Below are 21539 nucleotides of genomic sequence, written 5' to 3'. Positions count from 1 at the left end.
CGACAAACAGGAACGCAAGGCAGACCATATCGCCGAAAGCTATGAGTCACGTGGCGCGTCCAAGAAGGAAGCCGAAGCGCGCGCCTGGGCCACCGTCAATAAAGACGATGGCGGCGGCAAGAACCCCGGCGGTTCCGGACGCGGCAAGTCCACGGGCCATCCCGCAGCGAAAAAGGGCGGGAAGAAGGGTGGGCAGGCATCAGCCTCGCGCACAAAGGCCGATCGTTCAGCTGCCGCCAAGAAGGGTTGGGAAACCCGCCGCCGCAGAGGCAACTAACGCCGCGACATATCCCTCCGCTTGACCTCCCCCCGCCTCGGTGGGCACCCTTGGGTGTAGTTTTTGGCGGGGGAGTCGCCGGACCCGATGATCAATCTGACGTGGCGATCCAGTCGCAGCATGTGGACGCGTATTGTCGAACGTCCCGGCATGGCGCTGACAGCAGACCAAACAAAGGCTCTCGTCGCGGACATGCGCGCCATCGCCAGCCTGACACTCAAGGGCGAGGATCTGGAGTACGGCGTGCTCGGTGGCGATGCCGATCGGCTAAACAACTGCGTCATCACAGTCGTCTATCAGTCTGAAAAACCTAAAGGTCCTCGACGCCCCGTTGCGTTCAACGTCCTGTCGCTGCTGAACGTCGAGCTGGCCAGTCGCCCGACACAGGTCATGCACCTTGGCCTCGTCATGGTGGACCCGACGGCTCGCGGGCGCGGCCTGTCGGCAACCCTCTATGGCCTGACCTGCGTGCTGATGTTCCTCACCGGACAGGGCCGCCCGATGTGGATTTCCAACGTCACACAGGTGCCCGCCGTAGCAGGCATGGTGGCCGAGACTTTCTCAAACGTCTTTCCATCACCCCGCCCCGATGCGCGGCGTAGCTTCGAACATCTCTCGCTCGGCCGCCAGATCATGGCCCGCCACCGTGCCGCTTTCGGCGTTGGCGACGATGCGGGCTATGACGAAGGCCGCTTCGTCATCACCAATGCCTATACCGGCGGCTCGGACGCCTTGAAGAAATCCTTTGCCGAGGCCACCCCGCATCGCCAGCAGAAATACAACGACTTCTGCCAGCAGCAGCTGGACTATGAGCGCGGCGATGACCTGATCCAGATCGGCCGCATCGACATGGCGGCAGCCGGCCAATACCTGCGCAAGGTCGCTCCGCCGACCACCGCCATGGGCCTGACGGGCCTCGTGCTGCTGATGGGCGCGCGCATGGCCATCCTTCCCCTGATCCACTGGTTGTCGCCGAACCGCGCCTGGGGCGTGCTGCGACCTGCAAAGATGAGCCGATGACCGACTTCTATTCCGAGATGACCACCCGCAACATCGGCTTCATCACCGAGGCCGAGCAGCAGCTATTGAAAGACGGTGCCGTTTTCGTCGCGGGCACGGGTGGCATGGGTGGCGCAGCGGTGCAGATGCTGGTGCGGGCGGGCGTGGGCAAGATCGCCATCGCCGATCTCGATACTTTCGAGATTTCAAACCTTAATCGCCAACTCTTCGCCTTCACTGATACGGTCGATCGCCCCAAGGCCGAGGTAACGGCCGAGGGACTGAAGCGCATCAACCCCGATCTGGAACTGACGGTTCTGGGTGCCGATTGGACCGACAAGCTGGACGAACTGGCGGCTGAATACAGCTTCATCATCAACGGCTGTGACGACATTCCCGCAACCGCCCAACTGTACCGCAAGGCGAAGCAACACGGCGCGACGGTGATCGACGCCTATGCCTCGCCCCTGCCCTCGGTCATCGTGGTGCGCCCGTCCGACCCGCGCCCCGAAGAACGCCTCGGCTATCCGATCAAGGGCGTAGACTGGAAAGCCATCACCGAGGAACAGGCCGCCGACTGTTTCATGAAGGAGCTAGAATGGGTGATGACCCACTCCAGCAGCCACACCCATGTCGACCTGACCGCCGCCGCAGAAATGGCCGCGCGCAAGCGCAAGCGCATGAGCTTCGCGCCCATGGTCACAACCGCCGGATGCCTCATGGCCGGTGAGGCGCTGGCTCTGCTAATGGGACGCAAGACCAAGACCGACTATCGCGGCTGGTTCATGAACACCCGCGACGCCAAATGCGAGCGCCCCCTGCCCGCGCCCATCGGTGCGCTGAAGGCCATGGTGGTGCGTCGCTTCATGCAGAAACTGCTGGCCGGATGATTGACCTGTCGCTGACCGATACCACACGCATGCTAGTCGATGGCTTCGGGGCCATCGGCGCATTGGCGGTTGCGCTGGTGCTGTCGCGCAGACAGCGCCGCTCCACCGTTCAGAACGTGCTGCTGGTGGTGTTTGGTCTGTCGGGCCTGTTCTACCTGTGCCGTGCCATCACCATGGCCACGGGCATAGGCGCGTTCGGCGCTCTGACGCTGGTGCTCGCGTGCGCCCTGCCGACGGCGGCCCTGCTGCTAGCGGAAATCCTGCTGCGCCGCCATGCGCCGCTCTGGATGAAGATCATCATTGGCGGGGGTACTATCCTCGGCATCCTCGCCGCCCTCCTGGCCGGTAGTGGCATCGAGCGGGCGTTCAGCCTCGCCTTCTATGTTCCGTTTGCCTTGCTTCTGGTGCTGGGCCTGATTGTCTTCCGCCGTCGGGACAGCCTGTCACCGATGGAGAACTCGACTCTGAACGCCTATGCCCGCGCCCTTCTGGCGACGGGGCTATTGGCGCTAACGGATTTCGGCATCGGCTCGCCCATCGGCCTGTCGGCTCTGGGCATGCTGGGGCTGGCCTACGCAGCGGCTGCGGGGGCGAATGCACCCAAGGGCTGGCTGGACACTATCAAGGAGCTGTCGCTCACCTTCCTGGCCGCCATCGCGCTGGCGGGAGCGCTAATGCTGCTGAACCGCCCTGCAAGCTGGCTGGAGGCCGGATCGGTACTGGCGGTGACAGTGGCGGCGCTGCTGACCCTGTCGGTCCTGCTGCGGTTGCGCTCGGGCGGTAATGACCAACAACGTCGCATCTTCGACCAGACGCTGGCCACCGCCGACACCACATCGCTCAATAGCTTCATCGCCGGTGCCTCTCGCGTCGCCCCGCTGGAAGGCCTGATCCTGACGCAAGGCGATGACCTGTCGGACTATGATGCCGCGCTGCTGCCCGCCGCCTTCGAGGGCAAGCCGGTCGTCCACCTGTCTAGTCTGTGGGCCGACCACCCGCTGGCCGACGCGCGAGAGCAGTTGCGCGACCTGCTGCTGCGGCACAACTCGACCCACGCCATCCTGATCGGACAGCAGCCGCTGCGCATCGGTCTGGTCGCGCTCGGTGGCTCCGCCCTGCTGGACGAGGACGAGCGTGCCATGGCCCTCTTCCAGAAAACTGCAGCCCTGTTGGCCGCCCGCGAGACCGGAGACATTGCATGAGCCTTGAGTTGGTAAAGGCTGATTTCAATGACTTTTTCCGTGTGCCATTCGAGGTCTATCCCTCCGGCAGCCCGTATGTTTCGCCCATGCGGTCGGACCTGAAAAAGTACCTCGACTCCAAGCAAAACCCGATGCTCAAGTCGGGCGGGTCGCTAGAATATTACGTCGTCAAACGCGATGGCCGCCCCGTCGCGCGGGCGACGGCCCACCGCCATCTACAGTCGAACCAGCGGCATGGCTGGGCCCGCACATGCTTTGGCTATTTCGACGCCGCAGACGACGCCGAGGCCATAGATCTGCTATTCTCGGCCATCACCGACTTCGCCAAGCGCCATGGTGACACCGAGATCGTCGGCCCCTTCAACCTGACCGCCATGCAGATGGTCGGGATGGTCACCGAAGGGTTCGAGCACGCCCCCACCACCGACATGATGTGGAACCCGCCATGGCTGCCCAAGCACCTCGAGCGGCTTGGCTTCACCGCGCAGTTCCCGATGATGACCTGGGGCTTCCGCCCCGGCGATGTTGACGAGGACAAGCTGCTGCGCGGCGGTACCCGCGACATTCTGCACTCGCCCGATTGGAGCTTTGCCCCCATCACCCGTCGCGACTTCAAAGTGCGGATGGAGGAAGGCCGCCTGTGCCTGAACGCAGGCTTCGACAAGAACCCGATGTTCGTGCCGCTGACCGCCGAGGAGTTCCAGTTTCAGGCTGGAGAAATGATGTGGGTGATGGACCCCACCCTGTCCGCCATCATTCATTATAAAGGTGAACCGGCAGGCGTAATGATCTGTATTCCCGACTTAAATCCGTTCGTGCGCCATGCTGGCGCCCGCTATGGATTGCGCATGGTCTGGTCGTGGCTGCGGGGCCTGTTCGCGCCAAAACGCGCTGTCATCATCCTCTATTCGGTGCGCCCCGAACATCACGGCAAGGGCGTCAATGCGGCCATGCTTCACCGTGTCGTAGCCGCGCTGAAGAAGGGCCGCTACCAGTATTGCGGCGGCACATGGATTGGCGATGTGAACGGGCCCAGCCTCTCCTATGTCAACCGCATCGGGGCCGAGCGCCTGCACCGCACCCACCTGTTTTATAAGGCCGTGGCATGACGCCCGAACTATTCCGCGAGCTGGTGGCCGAGGCTGCCCTGTCGCCCAACGTCCACAACATCCAACCCACCCTTTGGCGTCTAGTGGATGCAACGACCATTGCGATGCTCACCCATCCGGAACGAACGCTTCCGTGGGGCGATCCGTCCGGCCGCGACGTCACGACAAGCCTAGGCGCGGCATTTGAGGGCATGGTGATCGCTGCGAGCAAGCACGGCATCAAACTCAGCCGCGCGGCCACCGAAACCGAAGCTGCTCGGCTAGTCGTCGACGGTCAGTGCGACCCCGACCCATTAGCGGCTGTGCTCACCAAACGTCGGACGTATCGGGGCAGGTTTGACTCCCGGCGCAAAGACGAGGCACGAGAGAAAGCCCAATCCCTGGCTTCCCGTGCCGATGTCAGACTGATTACCCGTGGCGATGATATCGCCGCCATCGCCGATCAGGCCGATACAGCGACGATGCGCTTCTATCGCGACCGCGCCTATCGCCAAGAACTGACGTCCTGGATGCGCCTGACCAAACTCGACCCGAACTATGCGAGGGACGGGCTCAACGCGCGAGCTATGGAAATGAGCGCACCGCTCGCAATCGCTGCGGGCATGGTGATGCAATATCCAACGTTCGAGATACTGGACAAGCTTCAGCTCGCGGCGTCTCTGACAGCCGAGGCAGGCGTGACCAAAACGGCCTCGGCCTTGGTCGCGTTTGTCCAGGACCGTGACGCCGACCCCTTCCAGACGGGCCGCGACTGGCACCGTCTATGGCTGGAAATGACGGCGCTTGGTCTTGCAGCCTCGCCTCTGACTATTCTGGGCGACGATGAACAGGCCGCTACCGAGATGTCGCAGCGACTGAACCTCACCCCGCACCAGCGCGTGGTCACGGTCTTGCGCGCAGGCATGGTGGACGCTCGCAAACTGCCGCCGCCTGCCCGCCTGCCGCTGGACGAGGTGATACTGGCCTAGTCGGCGCAGCGCGCCTTGCGACCGGCGAGTTCCTCGGCCATGCGATCAATCGAGCTTTGCAGCCCCTTGGCGAAGCTGTCATCAGCACTTACGCCGCTGATTTTGATCAAGTTCTCGATCTGCGCCATGCTCTCGGCCAGATCTTCATCGTCCAGATCAGCATATGCGATGCGCTCTGGAAACTCGGAGAAGTCAGGCTGCTCGTCGAACTCGGGGGTCTCGGCCATGGCTTGGGTCTCAATGACGACGCTACGAGGAAATGCGCGCACCTTGTCGTCACAGACACGCCTGACGACCCGTTTTAGAGTCGCTTGAGATACTCTAACAGATCGCGCCTATCGTCGTCGGTTAGATCATCGAACATGCGGGTGTGGCCGCCATTGCCCAAGCCACGCTCACGCGTATCGACCAGCGAAGGGCGACTGTAGGGTTGATAGCCTGCGGGATAGGCCACGCCGACCTTTTCCAGATCCATCGCGTGCCCGCCGGTCTGGAAAACTGTTGGCCGTTCTTCCAGCCCCAGCAATGCCGCCAGCGAAGGTACCGAACCGTTGTGCAGATAGGGCGCGCTTTGCCAGATGCCGGTCAGCGGCGGCGGCGCGTAACGGCCTGTGCTTTCGGCGCGGATATAATGTCGGATAGGGCTGCGATTGATGCTGTCTGCTGCGGCATCATCGAGAACCTCCGCGCGAACAGGGTCCGTCCCGACCGACTTCAGCACATTGGGAAAGCTGACCAGACGGATCCCATTGGTCGTCTCCTGATATGTCCCGTGACAAGACGAGCAGCTACGCGCGAACAGGCTGGCACCACGCTCCGCCTTGCCCGTATCGATTGCGCCCGGGAACGGCTGTGGCCTCACCGTACCCACGAACGCGAAGGCCTCGCGCACAGTGGGAATAGCGGCGACGGCAGCGCGGTCACTCATGCCCATGGTGGGGACCGTGAAATAGGACGTAATCGACGCAAGGGCGTCTACGTGATCGGCAGTGATGTCGCCGGTCGTCAGGCGTAAATCTTCCCGGGCATATTGAGGCGGTGAATAGGCCCCGTCCCAAAGCAGACGGTAGCGGAAGGTGCGGTCGGCAAGATGCGGCACCGAGGTAAACCCGCGCTCGCGTTCGCTCACCCCCGACTGCCCAGCCAAGAGTCCGTGCTGAAGCTTCAGAGCTGCCACACCATTAGTCACGCCGGCATGGCCATTACTAAAGGGCAAGGGCCTGCCCCCCGATCTGGCGATATCCGCCAGACGCGCCTTGAGGCGCGGCATGACAAAGTCTCGCAGCGTCTTTTCCTCTCGCGCGGTCATTGTCGGGAAAAGGCGGCGGGTGGTGGCGATCAGACGCTCCTCATCCGCCGTGCCCGCGACGAGTGCGCTGTAGATGTCTTGCGTATAGGTCTCGAGATCGAGAGAGGGGTTGGGTGCGCCCAGCCAGATCTTGTCCGTCTGCGGCCTCCCCTGCGCGTCATAGGTCGGTGCGGCATGACAGGCCGCGCATCCGGTGCTGGCAATCTGCACTTCGATTTTGGGAATAGACCGCATGCCTGTGCCAAGGACGATGCCTATCGCCGCCTCGGGCAACGGTGCATCGCCTGCATTCGCAGGCCAGTTCGCCACCGTCCGGGGATAGAGGAAACCGTATCCCTGCATGATCCGCTTCAGCGCCTCGGGTGACACATCATCGGGTGAGCGGTACAGCACAAGCGCCGCCGAGGTCAGCTTCCAAGGCAGGGCCACCGTTTCCATGGCATCGGAGTTGAGCCCCCCAAAGTCTCCGAAGGCAAACTGCATCGCGCCGCGCGCGACCGCGTCATCGGAAGGTTGCCAGTTCTCAAGGACGGTTGATCGCGCCGCGATGTGACCCCGCAGGAAGTCCCACGCGGGGTTGCCGCCCCCCGCGCATCCGGTCAGAGCCATCATCGCTGTTGTCACTGCCAGTGCGCGTTTCATGGCGTCGACCTTCCGCAAACCTATGGCCCATCGATAGGATGGACCTGCCAAGCGGGCAACGGTCACGAACAAGTCAAACTTACCCGACTGTCGGTATGGCGATGAATTGCCGAAGAAAAATGTCCAGCTATGGACACTTGAGAATAACTCGCAGAATTCACTCAGGAACCGGTCGGCGAACATGGTGTTGTTAATCCGCAACGGTCGGGCGTGTGCAACCACTCGCGCCCACCTCATTCGCGATGGAGACAGCGACTATGACACCCTCCAAGACCTCCCCTAGTCTGGATAATAGCCTGCACCACCATGCCCCCGGCGCAGGAAAGGGCGAGTTCAACACCGACACCGGCAACTCTGGCGAGACGCAGCAACACATCGCGCACGATGCCAATCATTCCGACGGCGTCGCACACCTGACCGACAACTTCGGTCACCGTATTTCCGACAATCAAAACAGCCTCCGCGCAGGCGCTCGCGGCCCGACGCTGCTTGAGGACTTTGTCCTGCGCGAGAAGATTTTCCATTTTGACCACGAACGCATTCCCGAACGCATCGTCCACGCTCGTGGCTCGGGCGCGCACGGCGTGTTCAAGGTCTCCAAGGCCATTCCTGAACTGACAAAGGCCGCCCTGTTCCAGAAGGCTGGCAATGAATGCCCCGTCTTCGTCCGCTTCTCGACTGTGGCCGGTGGCGCTGGCTCTATCGACACCCCGCGCGACGTGCGCGGCTTCGCGGTCAAGCTTTATACCGAAGAAGGCAACTGGGACCTCGTGGGTAACAACATCCCCGTCTTCTTCATTCAGGACGCGATGAAGTTCCCCGACCTTGTCCACTCTGTGAAAATGGAAGCCGACAAGGGCTATCCGCAGGCGGCATCAGCGCACGACACCTTCTGGGACTTCATCTCCCTGATGCCCGAAAGCATGCACATGATCATGTGGGCGATGTCGGATCGCGGCATCCCGCGCACCCTGCGCCACATCGAGGGCTTCGGCGTTCACACCTTCCGCCTCGTCAATGCCAAGGGCGAAGGCAAGTTCGTCAAGTTCCACTGGAAGCCGGTGCTGGGCATCGAGAGCACCACGTGGGATGAAGCCGTCAAAATCGCCGGTGCCGACCCCGATTTCCACCGCCGCGACCTGTATGAATCCATCGACAACGGTGATTTCCCCGAGTGGGATCTGGGCGTCCAGGTGTTTGACGAGGCCTGGGCTTCCAAACAGCCGTATGACGTGCTGGATGCGACCAAGCTGATCCCCGAGGAAGAGATTCCGGTCCAGATCATCGGCCGCATGACGCTGAACCGTAACGTCGATAACTTCTTTGCCGAGACGGAACAGGCCGCCTTCCTGCCGTCGAACCTGATCCCCGGCATCGACTTTACCAACGACCCGCTGCTGCAGGGCCGTCTGTTCTCCTATCTGGATACGCAAAAGTCGCGTCTGGGCACCACGAACTTCCACCAGATCCCTATCAATGCGCCGAAATGCCCGTTCCATAACTTCCAGCGCGACGGGCTGATGCAGACCCTGATCCCGACGGGCCGCGCCAACTATGAGCCGAACAGCCTGAACGAAGCGGGCGAGGATGCAGGCCCCCGCGCCTGCCCCGAAACCGGCTTCACCTCGTTCCGCGCCAACGACGAGCGCAACGACGGTTCCGAAAAGCTGCGCATCCGCGCCGAGACCTTCGCGGACCACTATTCGCAAGCGCGCCTCTTCTACCGCTCGCAGACCGAGAACGAGCAGGCCCACATCCGTGACGCCATCGTCTTCGAACTATCGAAGGTTAATCTCGAGCACGTCCGCGAGCGTGTGCTTTCGCGCCTGCGCAACATCGACGAGGACATGGCCAAGCGCATCGCTGACGGTCTGGCCATGGACCTGCCGGCCAAGGCTCCGGCCGCCAAGGAACCGGTCGACATGAAGCCTTCTGACGCCCTGTCGATCCAGAAGCAGGCCAAGAAGATGTTCAAGGGCCGCACCGTCGGCATCCTGTTTGCCGAAGGCTCGGACAAGGCCAGCATCGATAAGCTCAAGGGCGACATCGAAAAGGCCGGCGGCAGCGTTAAACTGGTCGCGCCTAAGGTCGGCGGTATTCCGGTCAAGGGCGGCACGCTGAAGGCTGACGAAAAGCTGGAAGGCGCACCGTCCGTCGTCTTCGACGCCGTCGCCTCCGTACTAATGCCGGACGCGGCTGAAAAGCTGACCAAGAATGCAGCGGCCATCCAGTGGTTCGCCGATGCGTATGCCCACTGCAAGACCGTCGGGCACTGCAAGGGCACGCAAATCCTGCTCGACAAGGCCAATGTCGAGAAGGACGAAGGCGTGGTGCCTTGGGAAGAACTGGTCAACGTCGGCCCCGTCCGCCACTGGGCTCGCGAGCCCAATGTCCGCGACCTGCCGTAAGGACCCCTGAGCATGGCAACCCCAACCGCAACGGCAGCCAAGACCAAGGCTGCCAAAACGGCCAAGCAGGACCCGAAAAAGGCCAAGGCAGCCGCTATTGCCGAAGCCAAATCCTTTGCGCCTGAACTGACGGTCCGCATCGGCTCCACGCCCAAGACCAAGTTCCGGGGCAATCCGGACGTGTTCGGTCGTCTGGTCGAGGATCACGACAAGCACCGTGCCCTGATCGCCATGATCGAGGAAACCACCAGCGGAAACCCAGACCAGCGCAAGATGCTGTTCGAGGAGTTCTGCAAGGAGGTGCAGTCTCACGCAGCCGCCGAGGAACAGGCCCTTTGGTCAACGGTGATGCGCGAGCCTTCGACGACGGACGATGCCCGTCATGCCGTCGCCGAGCACAAAGAGCTGGACGACCTGATGGCCGATCTTGCGGCTCGCGACTACAGCTCACCGGGCTGGCTGCGCCGCTTTGCCGCGCTGAAGGAGGAGTACCTCCATCACGTCGGCGAAGAGGAGCAGGAACAGTTCGTGGCGGCCGAAAAGACCCTGTCGGCCAGCGACTTGAAATATATGCGCAAGGTCTTCGAGCGCCGCAAAAAGGCAGAAAAGGCCGCGGCGAAGATCGAGAAGAAGATCAAACTCAAGGACTAAGGTCCGAATAAAAAAGGCCCCGCCAAACCGGCGGGGCCTTTCCTTTGTTAGTGCCCGATGTCTCAGGCCTGCGCTTCCATAGCGGCATGGCGTTTTTCCAGCGCCCGCGCTACAAGGATCAGGGCACCAATGGCGGGAAGATAGAACGGGGCGACGAACAGCATAGCCTTGGTCAAAGCCGCACCGCTTTCCATCGAGCCGCTGAAATGCTGGCTGAGGGCACCGACGAACAGCGGACCAAAGCCCATCCCCACCAGGTTGTTGACCAGCATCAAAATGGCCGAGATCGTCGCGCGCTGATTGGCCGGAGCCACGTTCTGACAGATCGCAAAGCCCGGCGCGACGAACATCATGTTCATGGCCATCGGGACAGCTAGCAAGCCCAGAGCCACCGGCCACGACGGAGCCAAAAGGCCGGCGATGAAGAAGGGCACGCCCAGACCCAATGCCCATGCGGGCAGGATTGCGTAGGCGCTAGGTTTCTTCTGCGCAAAACGATCCGCAAGGAAGCCGCTGCCAAACATGCCGATGGCCATGGCGATGCCGAAAACCAGGCTGTACCAGGTGCTGATGTCGGCCATCTCCGCACCCTTGGCGCGCAGCAGCAGAGCCGGTGCCCAAGCGGCAAAAGCGTTGAAGACAAAGCTATAGGTGCCCGCCGCCAGCAAGAGCAGCGACAGGGTCGGTGTGCGACGATAGGTGCGCAGGCACTCCATCAACGAGGCGGGCTTAGCCTTGGCCTCCAACGGCGGATCGAACCGCCCGCGCTTTGGTTCGCGCACAAACAGGATCAGCAACAGCGACAGTACTACGCCCGGTACCGCCACCGCGATAAAGGCCTGACGCCAGCCGTAATGTGCAGCCACCCACGCTCCGAACGCCACGCCTATGGTCGCGCCCAGCGGGACGCCCAGCGAGAACAGGCCGATGGCACCGCCGCGGCGATGCGGCGGGAAGTAATCAGAGATAACCGACATGGACGGAGATGCCCCGCCCGCCTCGCCGATGCCCACGCCAATGCGCGCCAGAACCAGATGCGTATAGTTCTGGGCCATGCCGCACAAGCCGCAGAAAACGCTCCACATTGTGCAGGCTACAGCGACGATACCCACGCGGTGGCTACGATCCGCCAGCCACGCAATAGGAACCCCAAACACCGTATAGAAGACCGCGAACATCAGGCCCGACACCATGCCGATCTGGGTGTCGGTCAGTCCCAAGTCGGCTTTGATGGGCTCGGCCAGAATAGCCAGTATCTGTCGGTCCAGATAGTTGAAGGTATAAACCAGCCCCAGCATCAAAACGACGACGTAAGGGTACCATCCAACGCGATCGGATGTGGCCGTGGCTGTTTGTTTCATACGCTTCCCTCTCCAGATGCGTCCCTCGGGGAGCCCGCTCTTTCGACGGCGGCTCGAACCTGAAGGACGGGTCAGTCTAACTTGCTTTACGGGACTGACTAGAGGTATTCGTATCCACACAAGGGATTTTCGCTTCCGTTAGTTTTTACAACCGTTGAAGCGAACCAACAAGGTGCTGATATCCCCGTATAAAACAAAAGGGCGAACCCGACGGTCCGCCCTCAAGTATTCAATTAGTGGGTGAAATCATCTACACCCATTTCACGCAGCAACTGGGCGCGGTCATAATAGTCACGCCATAGCTGCACCAGACCGTCATCATTGATGACCAGCACACCCATTACCGGAACGTCGCCACGCTTTCCGTTATAAATGAAGCGGTCATTGCGCTCGATATAGACGCGGCCGTCGATCACACCGATGTGCTCGAGTTCGAGTTCAATCCACGACACACCGGCACCTAAAGCCTTGATTCGAGAGGCTACTGCTTCGCGGCCTTCGATGGGGTCCAGCATCATGGAATGCAGCACACCGTCCGGCGCAAACAGGTCGCCCACCTTGTCCCAGTTCTGGTCATTCCACGCTTGAACCATCTCGCGGACAACAGCGATCGCTTTTTGATCCTTATCGCTCATAGGTGGTATTCCTCCCCTTAAATCATTCATCTAGTTATGAAAGCGATGCAATCAGGCTCAGTTTGAAATCCGAAATCTCGCTTTCATGATTTCAACTGCATACAAGTCGATTGACAAGACCCTTCTTCCATATAGCTTGCATAAAAAGACCAACACCAGTTGGCTTCGGGAGGGAACAACAATGACCAAGCCGCTTTCCATGCGGCTGCGCCTCGGCGTAGCCACCATCGCCATCGCTGCGGGCCTGCCCGCAATGGCCTCGGCGCAAGAAGCGTCGACCGAGCAGTCGTACTCGATCGGTGAGATCACCGTGACGGCACGCCGCAAGGCCGAAGCCATGCAGGACGTGCCGCTGGCCGTCACCGCCATGGGCGCAGAAGAACTGCGCAACCAACTGATCACCGACGTTTCGCAAGTCGCGGCTCAGGTGCCCAGCTTCACTTTCCAGAGCCAGAACGCGCTGGAATCCGAGATGTTTATCCGCGGCGTCGGCTCAGTTCGCCTGAACAGCGCGACCGCTGACCCGTCGATCGGCACCTTCCTCGACGAGATCTATATCGGCCGCCGCGGTGCTGCGACTCCGCCGATCTTCGATCTGGAGCGCATCGAAGTCCTGCGCGGCCCGCAAGGCACCATCTTCGGCAAGAACGTCGTCGGCGGCGCGATCAACATGATCACCGCCAAGCCGACGCAAGAGTTCGACGCTGGCGGTTCGGTCGCCATCGGCAACTATTCCAGCATTCTGGCCGAGGGCTTCGTCTCCGGTCCGATCAGCGAGAAAGTCTCGGCCCGCGTCGCGGTAACCCGCGAACAGCATGACGGCTATGCCCACAACCCCCTGCGCAACGAAGAGCTGGAGGACGTCGAGTCCACCGCTGTCCGCGGCACACTGGCCTGGGACATCAGCGACACCATGCGTCTGACCCTGACCGCAGACGCCAGCAAGACCGATTCCGGTGGCTCGGCCCGCCATGCAGTTGATGATCCGAACGCTCCGGGCTTCGGCTTCATCACCCCGAACCTGCCGTCGCAGGACCCGCGCACCAACTTCTCGCCGTATGAGCAGTATGCGAACCGCGAGACCTCCGGCCTGACCGCCCGCTTCGAGTGGGATATCGGCTCCATGAGCCTGATCTATCTAGCCGGTCTGCGTAATGGCGAAGGCAACATCCGCTGGACCCAGGCAGGCGCAGGCTCGCCGCCGTCGATCACTGACTCCACCCTGACCCAGTACGAAGACTACAAGGGCCTGACGCAGGAACTTCGCCTGCAGTCGGATCCGGACAAGCGCCTGCGCTGGTCGACGGGCGTCTATTATCTGCGTGAGGAAGTGGCCCGTCAGTCGCGCAACACGGCCAAGTCGTTCCTGCCGGGCGGCCCGGGCTCTACCCGCGATACGCTGGATGGCGACAACCAGTACATCGCAAGCTCGGAAACCAACAGCTATGGCGTCTTCGGCGAGTTCGAGTACGACCTGACGCAGAGCCTGACGCTGGCCGTCGGCGGCCGTTACACCACCGACGAAAAGTCGCTGGACAGTCGCGCCGAAATCCTCAGCCTCGGCCTTCCGGGCGACCTGTATTCGCCGGCTCCGCTGCTGGAAGAGTACCACATCACCCCGTCGCAAGACTGGTCCGAGTTCACCCCGCGCGTGGCGCTGGAGTGGAAGCCGAATGACGATATCCTCGTCTATGGTGCCTATTCGACCGGCTATAAGGGCGGTGGCTGGCAAGGCGCTGCACCGGATGCCACTGCCGCCCGCAAGGCTTATGACCCCGAAACGGCAACCAGCTGGGAACTGGGCGTCAAGGCGGACTGGCTGAACGGTCGCCTGCGTACCAACCTCGCCCTGTTCCGCACCGACTTCGAAGACCTGCAGGTCGAACTGCTGGACGACGTGTCGATGACCCTGATCGTCGCCAACGCTGCAGACGCCCTAATCCAGGGTGCCGAGTTTGAGGTGAAGGGCCGCGTTACACCTTGGCTGACGCTGTCGGCTTCGGGTTCGTTCATCGATGCCGAATATCAGGAATACACCGACCCGCTGCGCGGCATCAGCTATGATGGTCACCGCATCCAGCGCACGCCGGAGTTCCAGTACACCCTCGGTGCAGACGTCGATTACCCGATCAACGACAAGCTGAGCTTCATCGCCTCTGCGAACTACAGCTATCAGGACCAGATGTTCTGGGGTCCGGAAAACACCAACAGCGAAGATGCCTATGGCCAGCTTAACGGTCGTATCGGTGTAGCTTCGCCGGATGGTCGCTGGAGCCTGACCCTGTGGGGCCGCAACATCACCGACGAACTGTATCGCATCAGTGTGATCCCGTTCGCGGGTGACGAGGTTTCGCTGTTCGGTGCTCCGCGCACCTTCGGCGTGCGACTGGGTGTCCGCTACTAATACTCCCTGAAACCAACCCATAAAACTTTGGGGCGGGTCGGCGACGGCCCGCCCCTTTTCTTGACTTCGCCGCCTCTGCCTATGAGGTTCGGACTGGGCCACAGCCTGAAGGACTCCATGACCTCTGCAGATTCGACCGCCAAGACTTCAAACGAAGCGGCGGACACCCACCGCCTTATTGACGCCAGCTCCGCATCTCGGGCTCTAAATCTGATGGGCGATCGCTGGACCTTGATGATCAGCAGTCAGGCGTTTGTCGGCACCACCCGTTTCGAGGACTTCCAGTCGCGTATCGGTATCGCCCGCAGCCTGCTGACCGACCGTCTGCGCCGTCTGGAGAGCGCAGGGGTTCTGGTACGCAGCCGCTATTGCGAGCGCCCTCCCCGCGACGAGTATCTGCTCACGGAAATGGGGCGCGACCTGTTCGGTCCCAGTATGATGATCATCCGTTGGGAGAAGCGCTGGTACTACGATCCCAAGGTCCGCGCCCACAATATCAAGCATTCCTGTGGTCACGACTTCATCCCTGAATGCCGCTGCAACCACTGCCGCAAGGAACTGATCGCGCGCGAGACCAAGGGCGAACCCGGCCCCGGTGCCGGTAAGGAGCCCGCCGCCAAGGCCCGCGCCCAGCGACGTTCAATCGTCGAAGGATCGCAAGGCACCGCCGCCATGCTCGAACGCTCGGTCGAGGTGCTGGGCGACCGCTGGATTACCCACGTCATCGCCTCGGCCTTTTATGGCCACAAGCGCTTCAACGATTTCCAGCAGCAGTTAGGCGTGGCCACCAACATCCTGTCGGAGCGTCTGGCCCGCCTGGTCGCCTTGGGCATCCTCGAGCAGAAACTCTATCAGGAGAGCCCCAACCGGTACGAGTATCGCCTCACACCGAAGGGGCTGGATCTGTTCCCGCTGGTGCTTGAACTGGTGCGCTGGGGCGCGCGTTGGATGTCCGGCCCCGAAGGCCCGCCCGAACTCATCAGGCACCTGCCGTGCGGCAACATCGTCACCCCTCTGCTGACCTGTTCCCACTGCGGCGAAGAGCTGACCCGCGAAAGCCTGCAAGGACTTTGACAGCATCGGCGATACGTCGCTTGCTTAACAAGACGCACGATGTTACGCCTGTCCCATAAGCAAATGGGGCAATGATGAAACTCGAACGTCTTAAGCCTGTAAAAACAACCCTGCAGCCGACCAACCACCCCTATATGACGGGTGCATGGACCCCGCAGTGGGAGGAAGTCACCGCTCTTGATCTGGATGTGATCGAAGGCGTCATCCCGTCGGATATCGACGGGGTTTATCTGCGTAACACCGAGAACCCGCTGCATCAGCCGCTGGGCCGCTATCACCCGTTCGACGGTGACGGCATGCTGCACCAGATCGATATCAAGAACGGCAAGGCAGACTATCGCAACCGCTTCGTCCGCACGCGCGGCTTCGTGGCTGAACAGATCGCCGAAGGCTCGCTCTGGGGCGGCATTCAAGACGGCCCGGGCACGTCGAAACGCCCCGGTTTTGGCGCGCACGAAAGCCTAAAGGATTCATCCTCGACCGACGTGGTGATCCACAACGGCAAGGCCATCTCGACCTTCTACCAGTGCGGCGAAGCCTACATGCTGGACCCTGAAACGATGGAGCAACTGGGCGTTGCTCCCTGGGTTCCGTTGGATGGCGTTTCGGCCCACCCGAAGACCGATGAAGCCACTGGCGAGATGCTGTTCTTCAACTATTCGAAGCACGCGCCTTACATGCACTACGGCGTCATCGATAAGGACGGCAAACAGGTCCACTACACCCCTGTTCCCTTGCCGGGGCCGCGCCTGCCGCACGACATGATCTTCACCACCAACTACTCGATCCTGAACGACTTCCCGTTGTTCTGGGACGAGGGCTTGCTGGAGAAGGGTTATCACGCTGCGCGCATGCACGACCTGCCGTCGCGCTTTGCCATCCTGCCGCGTTATGGCACCGAGGCAGACATCCGTTGGTTCGAAGCGGACCCGACCTATGTGCTGCACTTCCTCAATGCGTATGAGGAAGGCGACGAGATCATCATGGACGGCTACTTCCAGGAAGTGCCGATGCCGGAACCGCTCGAGGGTCATCCCAAGGGCATGGACCGCATGATGGCCTATTTGGACGAGCACAGCTTCAAGTCCAAACTGCACCGCTGGCGCTTCAACATGAAGACGGGCGAAACTACCGAGGGTCATCTGGATGACCGCGTGCTGGAGTTCGGCGTCATCAACAATCGCTATGCCGGCCGCAAGAACCGCTATTGCTACTCGACCACGACCAAGCCGGGCTGGTTCCTGTTCAACGGCTTTGTGAAGCACGATCTCGAAACCGGCGAGAGCTGGTCGGTTACGCTTCCGGAAGGCCGTTTCGCCAGCGAAAGCCCGTTCGTCCCCCGCATCAACGCCAAGGACGAAGACGATGGCTATCTGATCAGCTTCATCATCGACGAGAACGCCGGCACGTCCGAATGCGTCCTCATCGACTGCAAGAAGTTTGAAGAAGGCCCTGTGTGCCGCATTGCGCTGCCACACAAAATCTCCAGCGGCACACACGCCTGCTGGGCTGATCGGGCCTACATACGGAACGGAGTGGTGGCCGCGTAATCTGGTCACCAGTTCGGGGAGAGAAAGGGGCGGCTTCTGAGGGGATGCCGCCCCTTTCGATATTTGGCCTCAGGCTTTCAGAAGGCCTAGGACCTGCTCGCGAAGTTCGGTGCGGACGACTTTGTTCATCGAATTGCGCGGCAGGGCTTCGACCTTCACCACCGCCTGCGGCAGTTTAAACGTCGCCAGCCCCTGCGCCTTCAGCCATTCGGCCAGAGCCTTGACGTCCGGCACCGTATCGCCTGTCGGCACCAACGCCGCGCAAACCTTCTCGCCCAGAACCTCGTCAGGAATGCCGCAGACCGCCGCTTCCTTCAGATCGGGGTGGCCAGACAGCACATCGTCCAGTTCGGCCGGAGAGATGTTCACACCACCGCGCACGATGATGTCCTTGCACCGGCCAACAAAGCGGTAATAGCGCGACAGATGCCCCTCGCCCGCGATCTCGAACAGATCGCCCGTGCGGTAATAGCCCTCGGCATCAAAGGCACTGGCGGTCAGTTCCGGCGCTTCGAAATAGCCCTCGAAGGTCGCCGCGCCCCAGAAGCGCAGTTCCCCGGGAATGCCCGGTTCTGTGATGACTTCTTCGGTGGCTGGATCGACCAGCCTCGTCTTGATCATCGAGGCCGTATCGCCCGACCATTCAATGCCCTCTGCGCCCATGCGCGGGAAGTAGCGGGCACGCTCGGTGTGGTCCTTCACATGCATCGGCCCGCTGAACAGCGAAGCGCCTTCGTTCGAGCCGAAGATGTTGCACACCTCGATGCCCCACTTCTGCGCCCAGCCCTCGATCATCCACGGAGCCAGCGGTGCAGAGCCCGAGCCAATGGCGCGAAGGCTGGACAGGTCGATGTTTTCGACCATGGCGGGGGTCTTCAGTATGGCGTTCAGAATGGCCGGAGCGGCGATGGTGTAGTTCACCTTCTCCTGCTCGATCTGCTTCAGATAGATGCCCAGATCGAACGGGTGGTGCAGGACCAGCGTCCCCTTCTGCCACAGCCACGGCATGACCATCCCGAACGAGCCGATGTTTACCAGCGGGAACGGGTTCAGCAGAACCTCGCCTTCGCTGATTTCAGCGGCCTCGGTGACCATGCGCGCGTTGACGATCCAGAGATTGTGATCGCGCGGCACGCCCTTGGGACGGCTCTCGGTGCCCGAGGTCCAGAAGATGGTGAAGACCTCTTCCGGCTGGATCGGATCTGCCATCGCAGCAGCCACAGCAGTTTCCGGATCGGCCGCTTCGACAGCAGCGCGGAAATCAACCTGATCGCCCTCTGCCTGACCCAGAACCAATACCTTGGTGTCATGGCCTGCGGCGAGCGCGCTCATCATGGCTGCATGGTTGAAGCCCGCCAGCTCGCGCACAGTGACTATGGCACGCGGCTTCACCTTTTGCTGAACCCACGCGAACTCGTGCTCGCGATACATGGTCGGCACGGGGCTGATAATCAGGCCAATGCGCGAGCAAGCCAGCGCCAGAATGACGGTATCGACCACATTGGGCAGCTGGTAGCTGAGGACATCGCCCTTCTTCAGGCCTTGGCCCAGCAATGCGGAGGCGACACGGTCGACCTCCTCGCCGACCTGCGCCCACGTCAGCCGACGCGGCTCTACGCCATCCAACCCCGCACGGTGCGACGGATCGACCAGAGCCGTCCGGTCTGCCACTTCCTTGCGGTTGCGTTGAAGCAGGTCATCAACCGTCAGGTCACCCCACCAGCCACGTTTGCGGAAATCTGCGAGCCTTTCGGCACTTGTCACGATCATCGCGCTTCCCTCCCTTTGGTATTCCTTTCATAAAGAGACTAACTAAGGTCTGGAAAGGCCAAAATGCACAAGTTGGGGAGTTGTGAGTGATCAAGGTCGTACAATGGGCAACCGGTTCGATGGGGCGCACCGCCCTGCGCCGTATTATCGACGCGCCGGATCTCGAACTGGCGGGTGTCTATGTCTATTCCGACAAGAAGAACGGCATCGACGCAGGCCAGTTGTGCAAACGCCCCGATACAGGCGTGCTGGCGACCAATAACATCAAGGAAATTCTGGCGCTGGATGCAGATCTGGTCATCCATACACCACGCATCACCCTGCCCTATGACAAGATGAATGCCGACGTGATCCGTCTGCTGGAAAGCGGCAAGAACGTCATCTCGACGGCGGGCTTCCACTATCCCATGGCCCATGACGAGAACTATTGGGCACCGCTGAAGGCTGCCTGCGAAAAGGGCAATGCCACGTTGGCGGGCTTGGGTGTGAATCCGGGCGGCTTTATCGAGCGTATCGTCTTGGCCGCGACGGGCTTTAGCGCCGAGTTGGACAGCATCACTGTCTCCGAGACCGTCGATGCCTCAGAGATGGTGTCCAAGGAGTTCGTCTTTGGCCTGATGGGCTTTGGTGCCGATCCGGCGGTCAACGACATCACCAAAGGTCCCTTGGCGGGAATGTACACTGCCCTGTTCAGCGAAATCCTGCACTTCACGGGTAAGGCGCTGAATGTCGATCTGATCGACATCACGCCAGAGCACGCCCTGACACTGGCTCCGCATGATATGGAAATCGGCGCAGGCACGATCAAACAAGGCACCGTCGCCGCCACTGAATGGCGCTGGACCGCCCGCTACACGCAGGACGTCAGCTTTACTCTGTCGATCCTGTGGACCTCCGATCCCAAGCTGCACGGCAAGGATACCAACGGCCACTGGGTCGTGGACATCAAGGGCCGTCCGAACATGACGATGACCTTCACCATTGACGAGGGTGATCCGAGCAAGCCGCAATCGCGCGCCTTGACCGACGCGACCGTTTCGGGCGCTCTGCGCGGTATCCACGATGTGGTTGCAGCCCCTGCTGGCTTCTTTGCCTTCTACCCGTCGGGTGCTTGGCAAGGCCAATAACCCTTCGAAGGCACAGATCCTGACGCGCAGCGTCTTTGGTTTCGGCTGGCTTCGCACAGGCACAGTGCCAGCCGTCATCATTACCTGTCAGAGCCTGCTGCTGATGGCGGTGGCCGCGCTGCTGTTTCCAGCCATCAGGTCCCGCCGCCTAGCCTGAGACAAACAAAAGGGCGCGGGATTATCTCCCGCGCCCTTCTCTTTTTGGCTTGTCCCGAAGATCAGATCTTCTTGGGCGGCATCGGGATGAAGCCCGAGGTGCGCGCGATATAGTCGGCGTATTCCGGCTTGGTCTTGCGCATGCGGTATTCCATCGTCGGCGCGCCCGACCACTTCATCAGGGTCCAGGTCAGGAAGGCCGGACCAAAGATCGAGAACAGGCCGGTGAAGCTCTCGGCTGCGATCATATACAGGCCCCACCAGACCAGAGCCTCGCCAAAGTAGTTCGGGTGACGCGAATAGCGCCACAGGCCCGACTGCATGACCTTGCCCTTGTTCGAAGCGTCCTTCTTGAACTGGCTCAGTTGCCAGTCAGCGATGCACTCGAAAATCAGGCCAAAGATAGCAATGGCCGCACCGATCCAGCCGATGATGCCCACGGTGGCCGGAACCGCATCGATCTGGCCCAGTTGCACCGGCAGCGACACGAGGAACTGCAGCGGCATCTGGGTAATGCAGACGCTTACCGCGCAGAAGAATCCGAAGCTCCAGCCCTTCTTCTCCTTAGCCTTTTCGTACAGACGCTCATAGCGACGGTCCGGACCCTGCGTTTGCCAGCGACGGATCATGTAGCCGAACAGGCGTACGCCCCAGATGGCGCTGATGCCCAGCAGCAACCAGTTACGCATCGTCGGCTGTTCGACCTGCAGGAAGGTGGACAGCGCCAAAACGGGCATGCCCAGTCCCCAATAGGCGTCCACAATCGTGGGGTCTTTCAGCTTGGTGCCGACGGCCCAGACGATGGCGAAGCCCAAGGCCGCCACGGCGACGTTCACCAGCAATATGCTCGCGATTTCCATTTACGCACTCTCCCCCTCGCGGCCTTTGCGGCCCGTTATATTTGTCAGTGGCCGGTCTTCAGGCTTTCGGCGTTCAGCATACGCGCCAGAGCCCGTTCGTGACCCTTGGGGTCACGTGCCAGTGCGGCGCGGACTTCCAGAACCATG

At 61.3% G+C, this 21539-nt stretch carries 18 protein-coding genes; 12 read left to right on the top strand and 6 right to left on the bottom strand.

The annotated features are described in order from the left end of the window. From OB03_RS02415 to OB03_RS02390, 6 genes are all read left to right on the top strand, one after another. On the top strand, window positions 1-277 hold a 277-nt coding region (locus tag OB03_RS02415; RefSeq protein ID WP_461343123.1), incomplete at its 5' end, for a plasmid stabilization protein. A gap of 87 nt (window positions 278-364) precedes the next feature. Beyond that, entirely contained in the window at window positions 365-1297 is a 933-nt protein-coding gene (locus OB03_RS02410) for a hypothetical protein (RefSeq protein ID WP_461343122.1), read from the top strand. Further along, window positions 1294-2166, top strand: a complete 873-nt coding sequence (locus tag OB03_RS02405) for a HesA/MoeB/ThiF family protein (protein WP_461343121.1) — start codon at window positions 1294-1296, stop codon at window positions 2164-2166. Before OB03_RS02410 ends, OB03_RS02405 begins: the two co-directional genes overlap by 4 nt. After that, on the top strand, window positions 2163-3368 hold the full coding sequence (locus tag OB03_RS02400) for a hypothetical protein (RefSeq protein ID WP_461343120.1): 1206 nt from the start codon (window positions 2163-2165) through the stop codon (window positions 3366-3368). The genes OB03_RS02405 and OB03_RS02400 overlap by 4 nt, the downstream gene beginning before the upstream one ends. Further along, on the top strand, window positions 3365-4477 hold the full coding sequence (locus OB03_RS02395; protein WP_461343119.1) for a GNAT family N-acetyltransferase: 1113 nt from the start codon (window positions 3365-3367) through the stop codon (window positions 4475-4477). The genes OB03_RS02400 and OB03_RS02395 overlap by 4 nt, the downstream gene beginning before the upstream one ends. Next, entirely contained in the window at window positions 4474-5445 is a 972-nt protein-coding gene (locus OB03_RS02390; protein ID WP_461343118.1) for a nitroreductase family protein, read from the top strand. The genes OB03_RS02395 and OB03_RS02390 overlap by 4 nt, the downstream gene beginning before the upstream one ends. Here OB03_RS02390 and OB03_RS02385 read toward each other — a convergent pair. Both OB03_RS02385 and OB03_RS02380 read right to left on the bottom strand, forming a co-directional pair. After that, window positions 5442-5672, bottom strand: a complete 231-nt coding sequence (locus tag OB03_RS02385) for a hypothetical protein (RefSeq protein ID WP_461343117.1) — start codon at window positions 5670-5672, stop codon at window positions 5442-5444. The two genes, OB03_RS02390 and OB03_RS02385, sit on opposite strands and share 4 nt — an antisense overlap. Window positions 5673-5746: 74 nt before the next feature. After that, window positions 5747-7396 (bottom strand): c-type cytochrome, encoded by a 1650-nt coding sequence (locus tag OB03_RS02380; protein ID WP_461343116.1) that lies wholly within the window; start codon window positions 7394-7396, stop codon window positions 5747-5749. A 257-nt stretch (window positions 7397-7653) separates the two neighbouring features. On the opposite strand from OB03_RS02380, the gene OB03_RS02375 reads away from it, so the two are divergent. Then, a complete protein-coding gene (locus OB03_RS02375) occupies window positions 7654-9804 on the top strand; it encodes a catalase (protein ID WP_461343115.1) in 2151 nt (716 codons plus the stop codon). A 12-nt stretch (window positions 9805-9816) separates the two neighbouring features. Then, on the top strand, window positions 9817-10455 hold the full coding sequence (locus tag OB03_RS02370) for a hemerythrin domain-containing protein (protein WP_461343114.1): 639 nt from the start codon (window positions 9817-9819) through the stop codon (window positions 10453-10455). A gap of 62 nt (window positions 10456-10517) precedes the next feature. Here the strand turns inward: OB03_RS02370 and OB03_RS02365 are convergent, their stop codons facing one another. Next, window positions 10518-11816, bottom strand: coding sequence for a spinster family MFS transporter (locus OB03_RS02365; RefSeq protein WP_461343113.1), 1299 nt, complete (start codon window positions 11814-11816; stop codon window positions 10518-10520). 233 nt (window positions 11817-12049) lie between these two features. After that, window positions 12050-12451, bottom strand: a complete 402-nt coding sequence (locus tag OB03_RS02360; protein WP_242914024.1) for an SgcJ/EcaC family oxidoreductase — start codon at window positions 12449-12451, stop codon at window positions 12050-12052. A 181-nt stretch (window positions 12452-12632) separates the two neighbouring features. Here OB03_RS02360 and OB03_RS02355 point away from each other — a divergent pair, with 181 nt between their 5' ends. The 3 genes from OB03_RS02355 to OB03_RS02345 all read left to right on the top strand — a co-directional run bounded on the left by OB03_RS02355 (window position 12633) and on the right by OB03_RS02345 (window position 17479). Further along, window positions 12633-14855 (top strand): TonB-dependent receptor, encoded by a 2223-nt coding sequence (locus tag OB03_RS02355; RefSeq protein ID WP_242914023.1) that lies wholly within the window; start codon window positions 12633-12635, stop codon window positions 14853-14855. A gap of 117 nt (window positions 14856-14972) precedes the next feature. Then, the gene (locus OB03_RS02350) at window positions 14973-15929 is read left to right on the top strand and encodes a winged helix-turn-helix transcriptional regulator (RefSeq protein WP_242914022.1); all 957 of its coding nucleotides are present in this window, start codon (window positions 14973-14975) and stop codon (window positions 15927-15929) included. 74 nt (window positions 15930-16003) lie between these two features. Next, window positions 16004-17479: a carotenoid oxygenase family protein gene (locus OB03_RS02345; RefSeq protein WP_242914021.1), complete on the top strand. Its 1476-nt coding sequence runs from the start codon at window positions 16004-16006 to the stop codon at window positions 17477-17479. A 69-nt stretch (window positions 17480-17548) separates the two neighbouring features. Here the strand turns inward: OB03_RS02345 and OB03_RS02340 are convergent, their stop codons facing one another. Next, window positions 17549-19249: a class I adenylate-forming enzyme family protein gene (locus OB03_RS02340; RefSeq protein ID WP_242914020.1), complete on the bottom strand. Its 1701-nt coding sequence runs from the start codon at window positions 19247-19249 to the stop codon at window positions 17549-17551. Between the two features lie 86 nt (window positions 19250-19335). Between OB03_RS02340 and OB03_RS02335 the strand changes: the two genes are divergently transcribed. Beyond that, window positions 19336-20376 carry an NAD(P)H-dependent amine dehydrogenase family protein gene (locus OB03_RS02335; RefSeq protein WP_461343112.1) on the top strand — a complete coding sequence of 347 codons (1041 nt, stop codon included), beginning with the start codon at window positions 19336-19338 and terminating at the stop codon, window positions 20374-20376. Between the two features lie 218 nt (window positions 20377-20594). On the opposite strand, the gene OB03_RS02330 is transcribed toward OB03_RS02335, so the two are convergent. Beyond that, window positions 20595-21392, bottom strand: coding sequence for a DUF1295 domain-containing protein (locus OB03_RS02330; protein WP_461343111.1), 798 nt, complete (start codon window positions 21390-21392; stop codon window positions 20595-20597). Window positions 21393-21539 lie beyond the last annotated feature (147 nt).

This window comes from Brevundimonas sp. GN22, assembly GCF_054824005.1.
The sequence above is the reverse complement of the archived record's forward strand: the minus strand, read 5'-3'. Positions and strand labels throughout refer to the sequence as shown.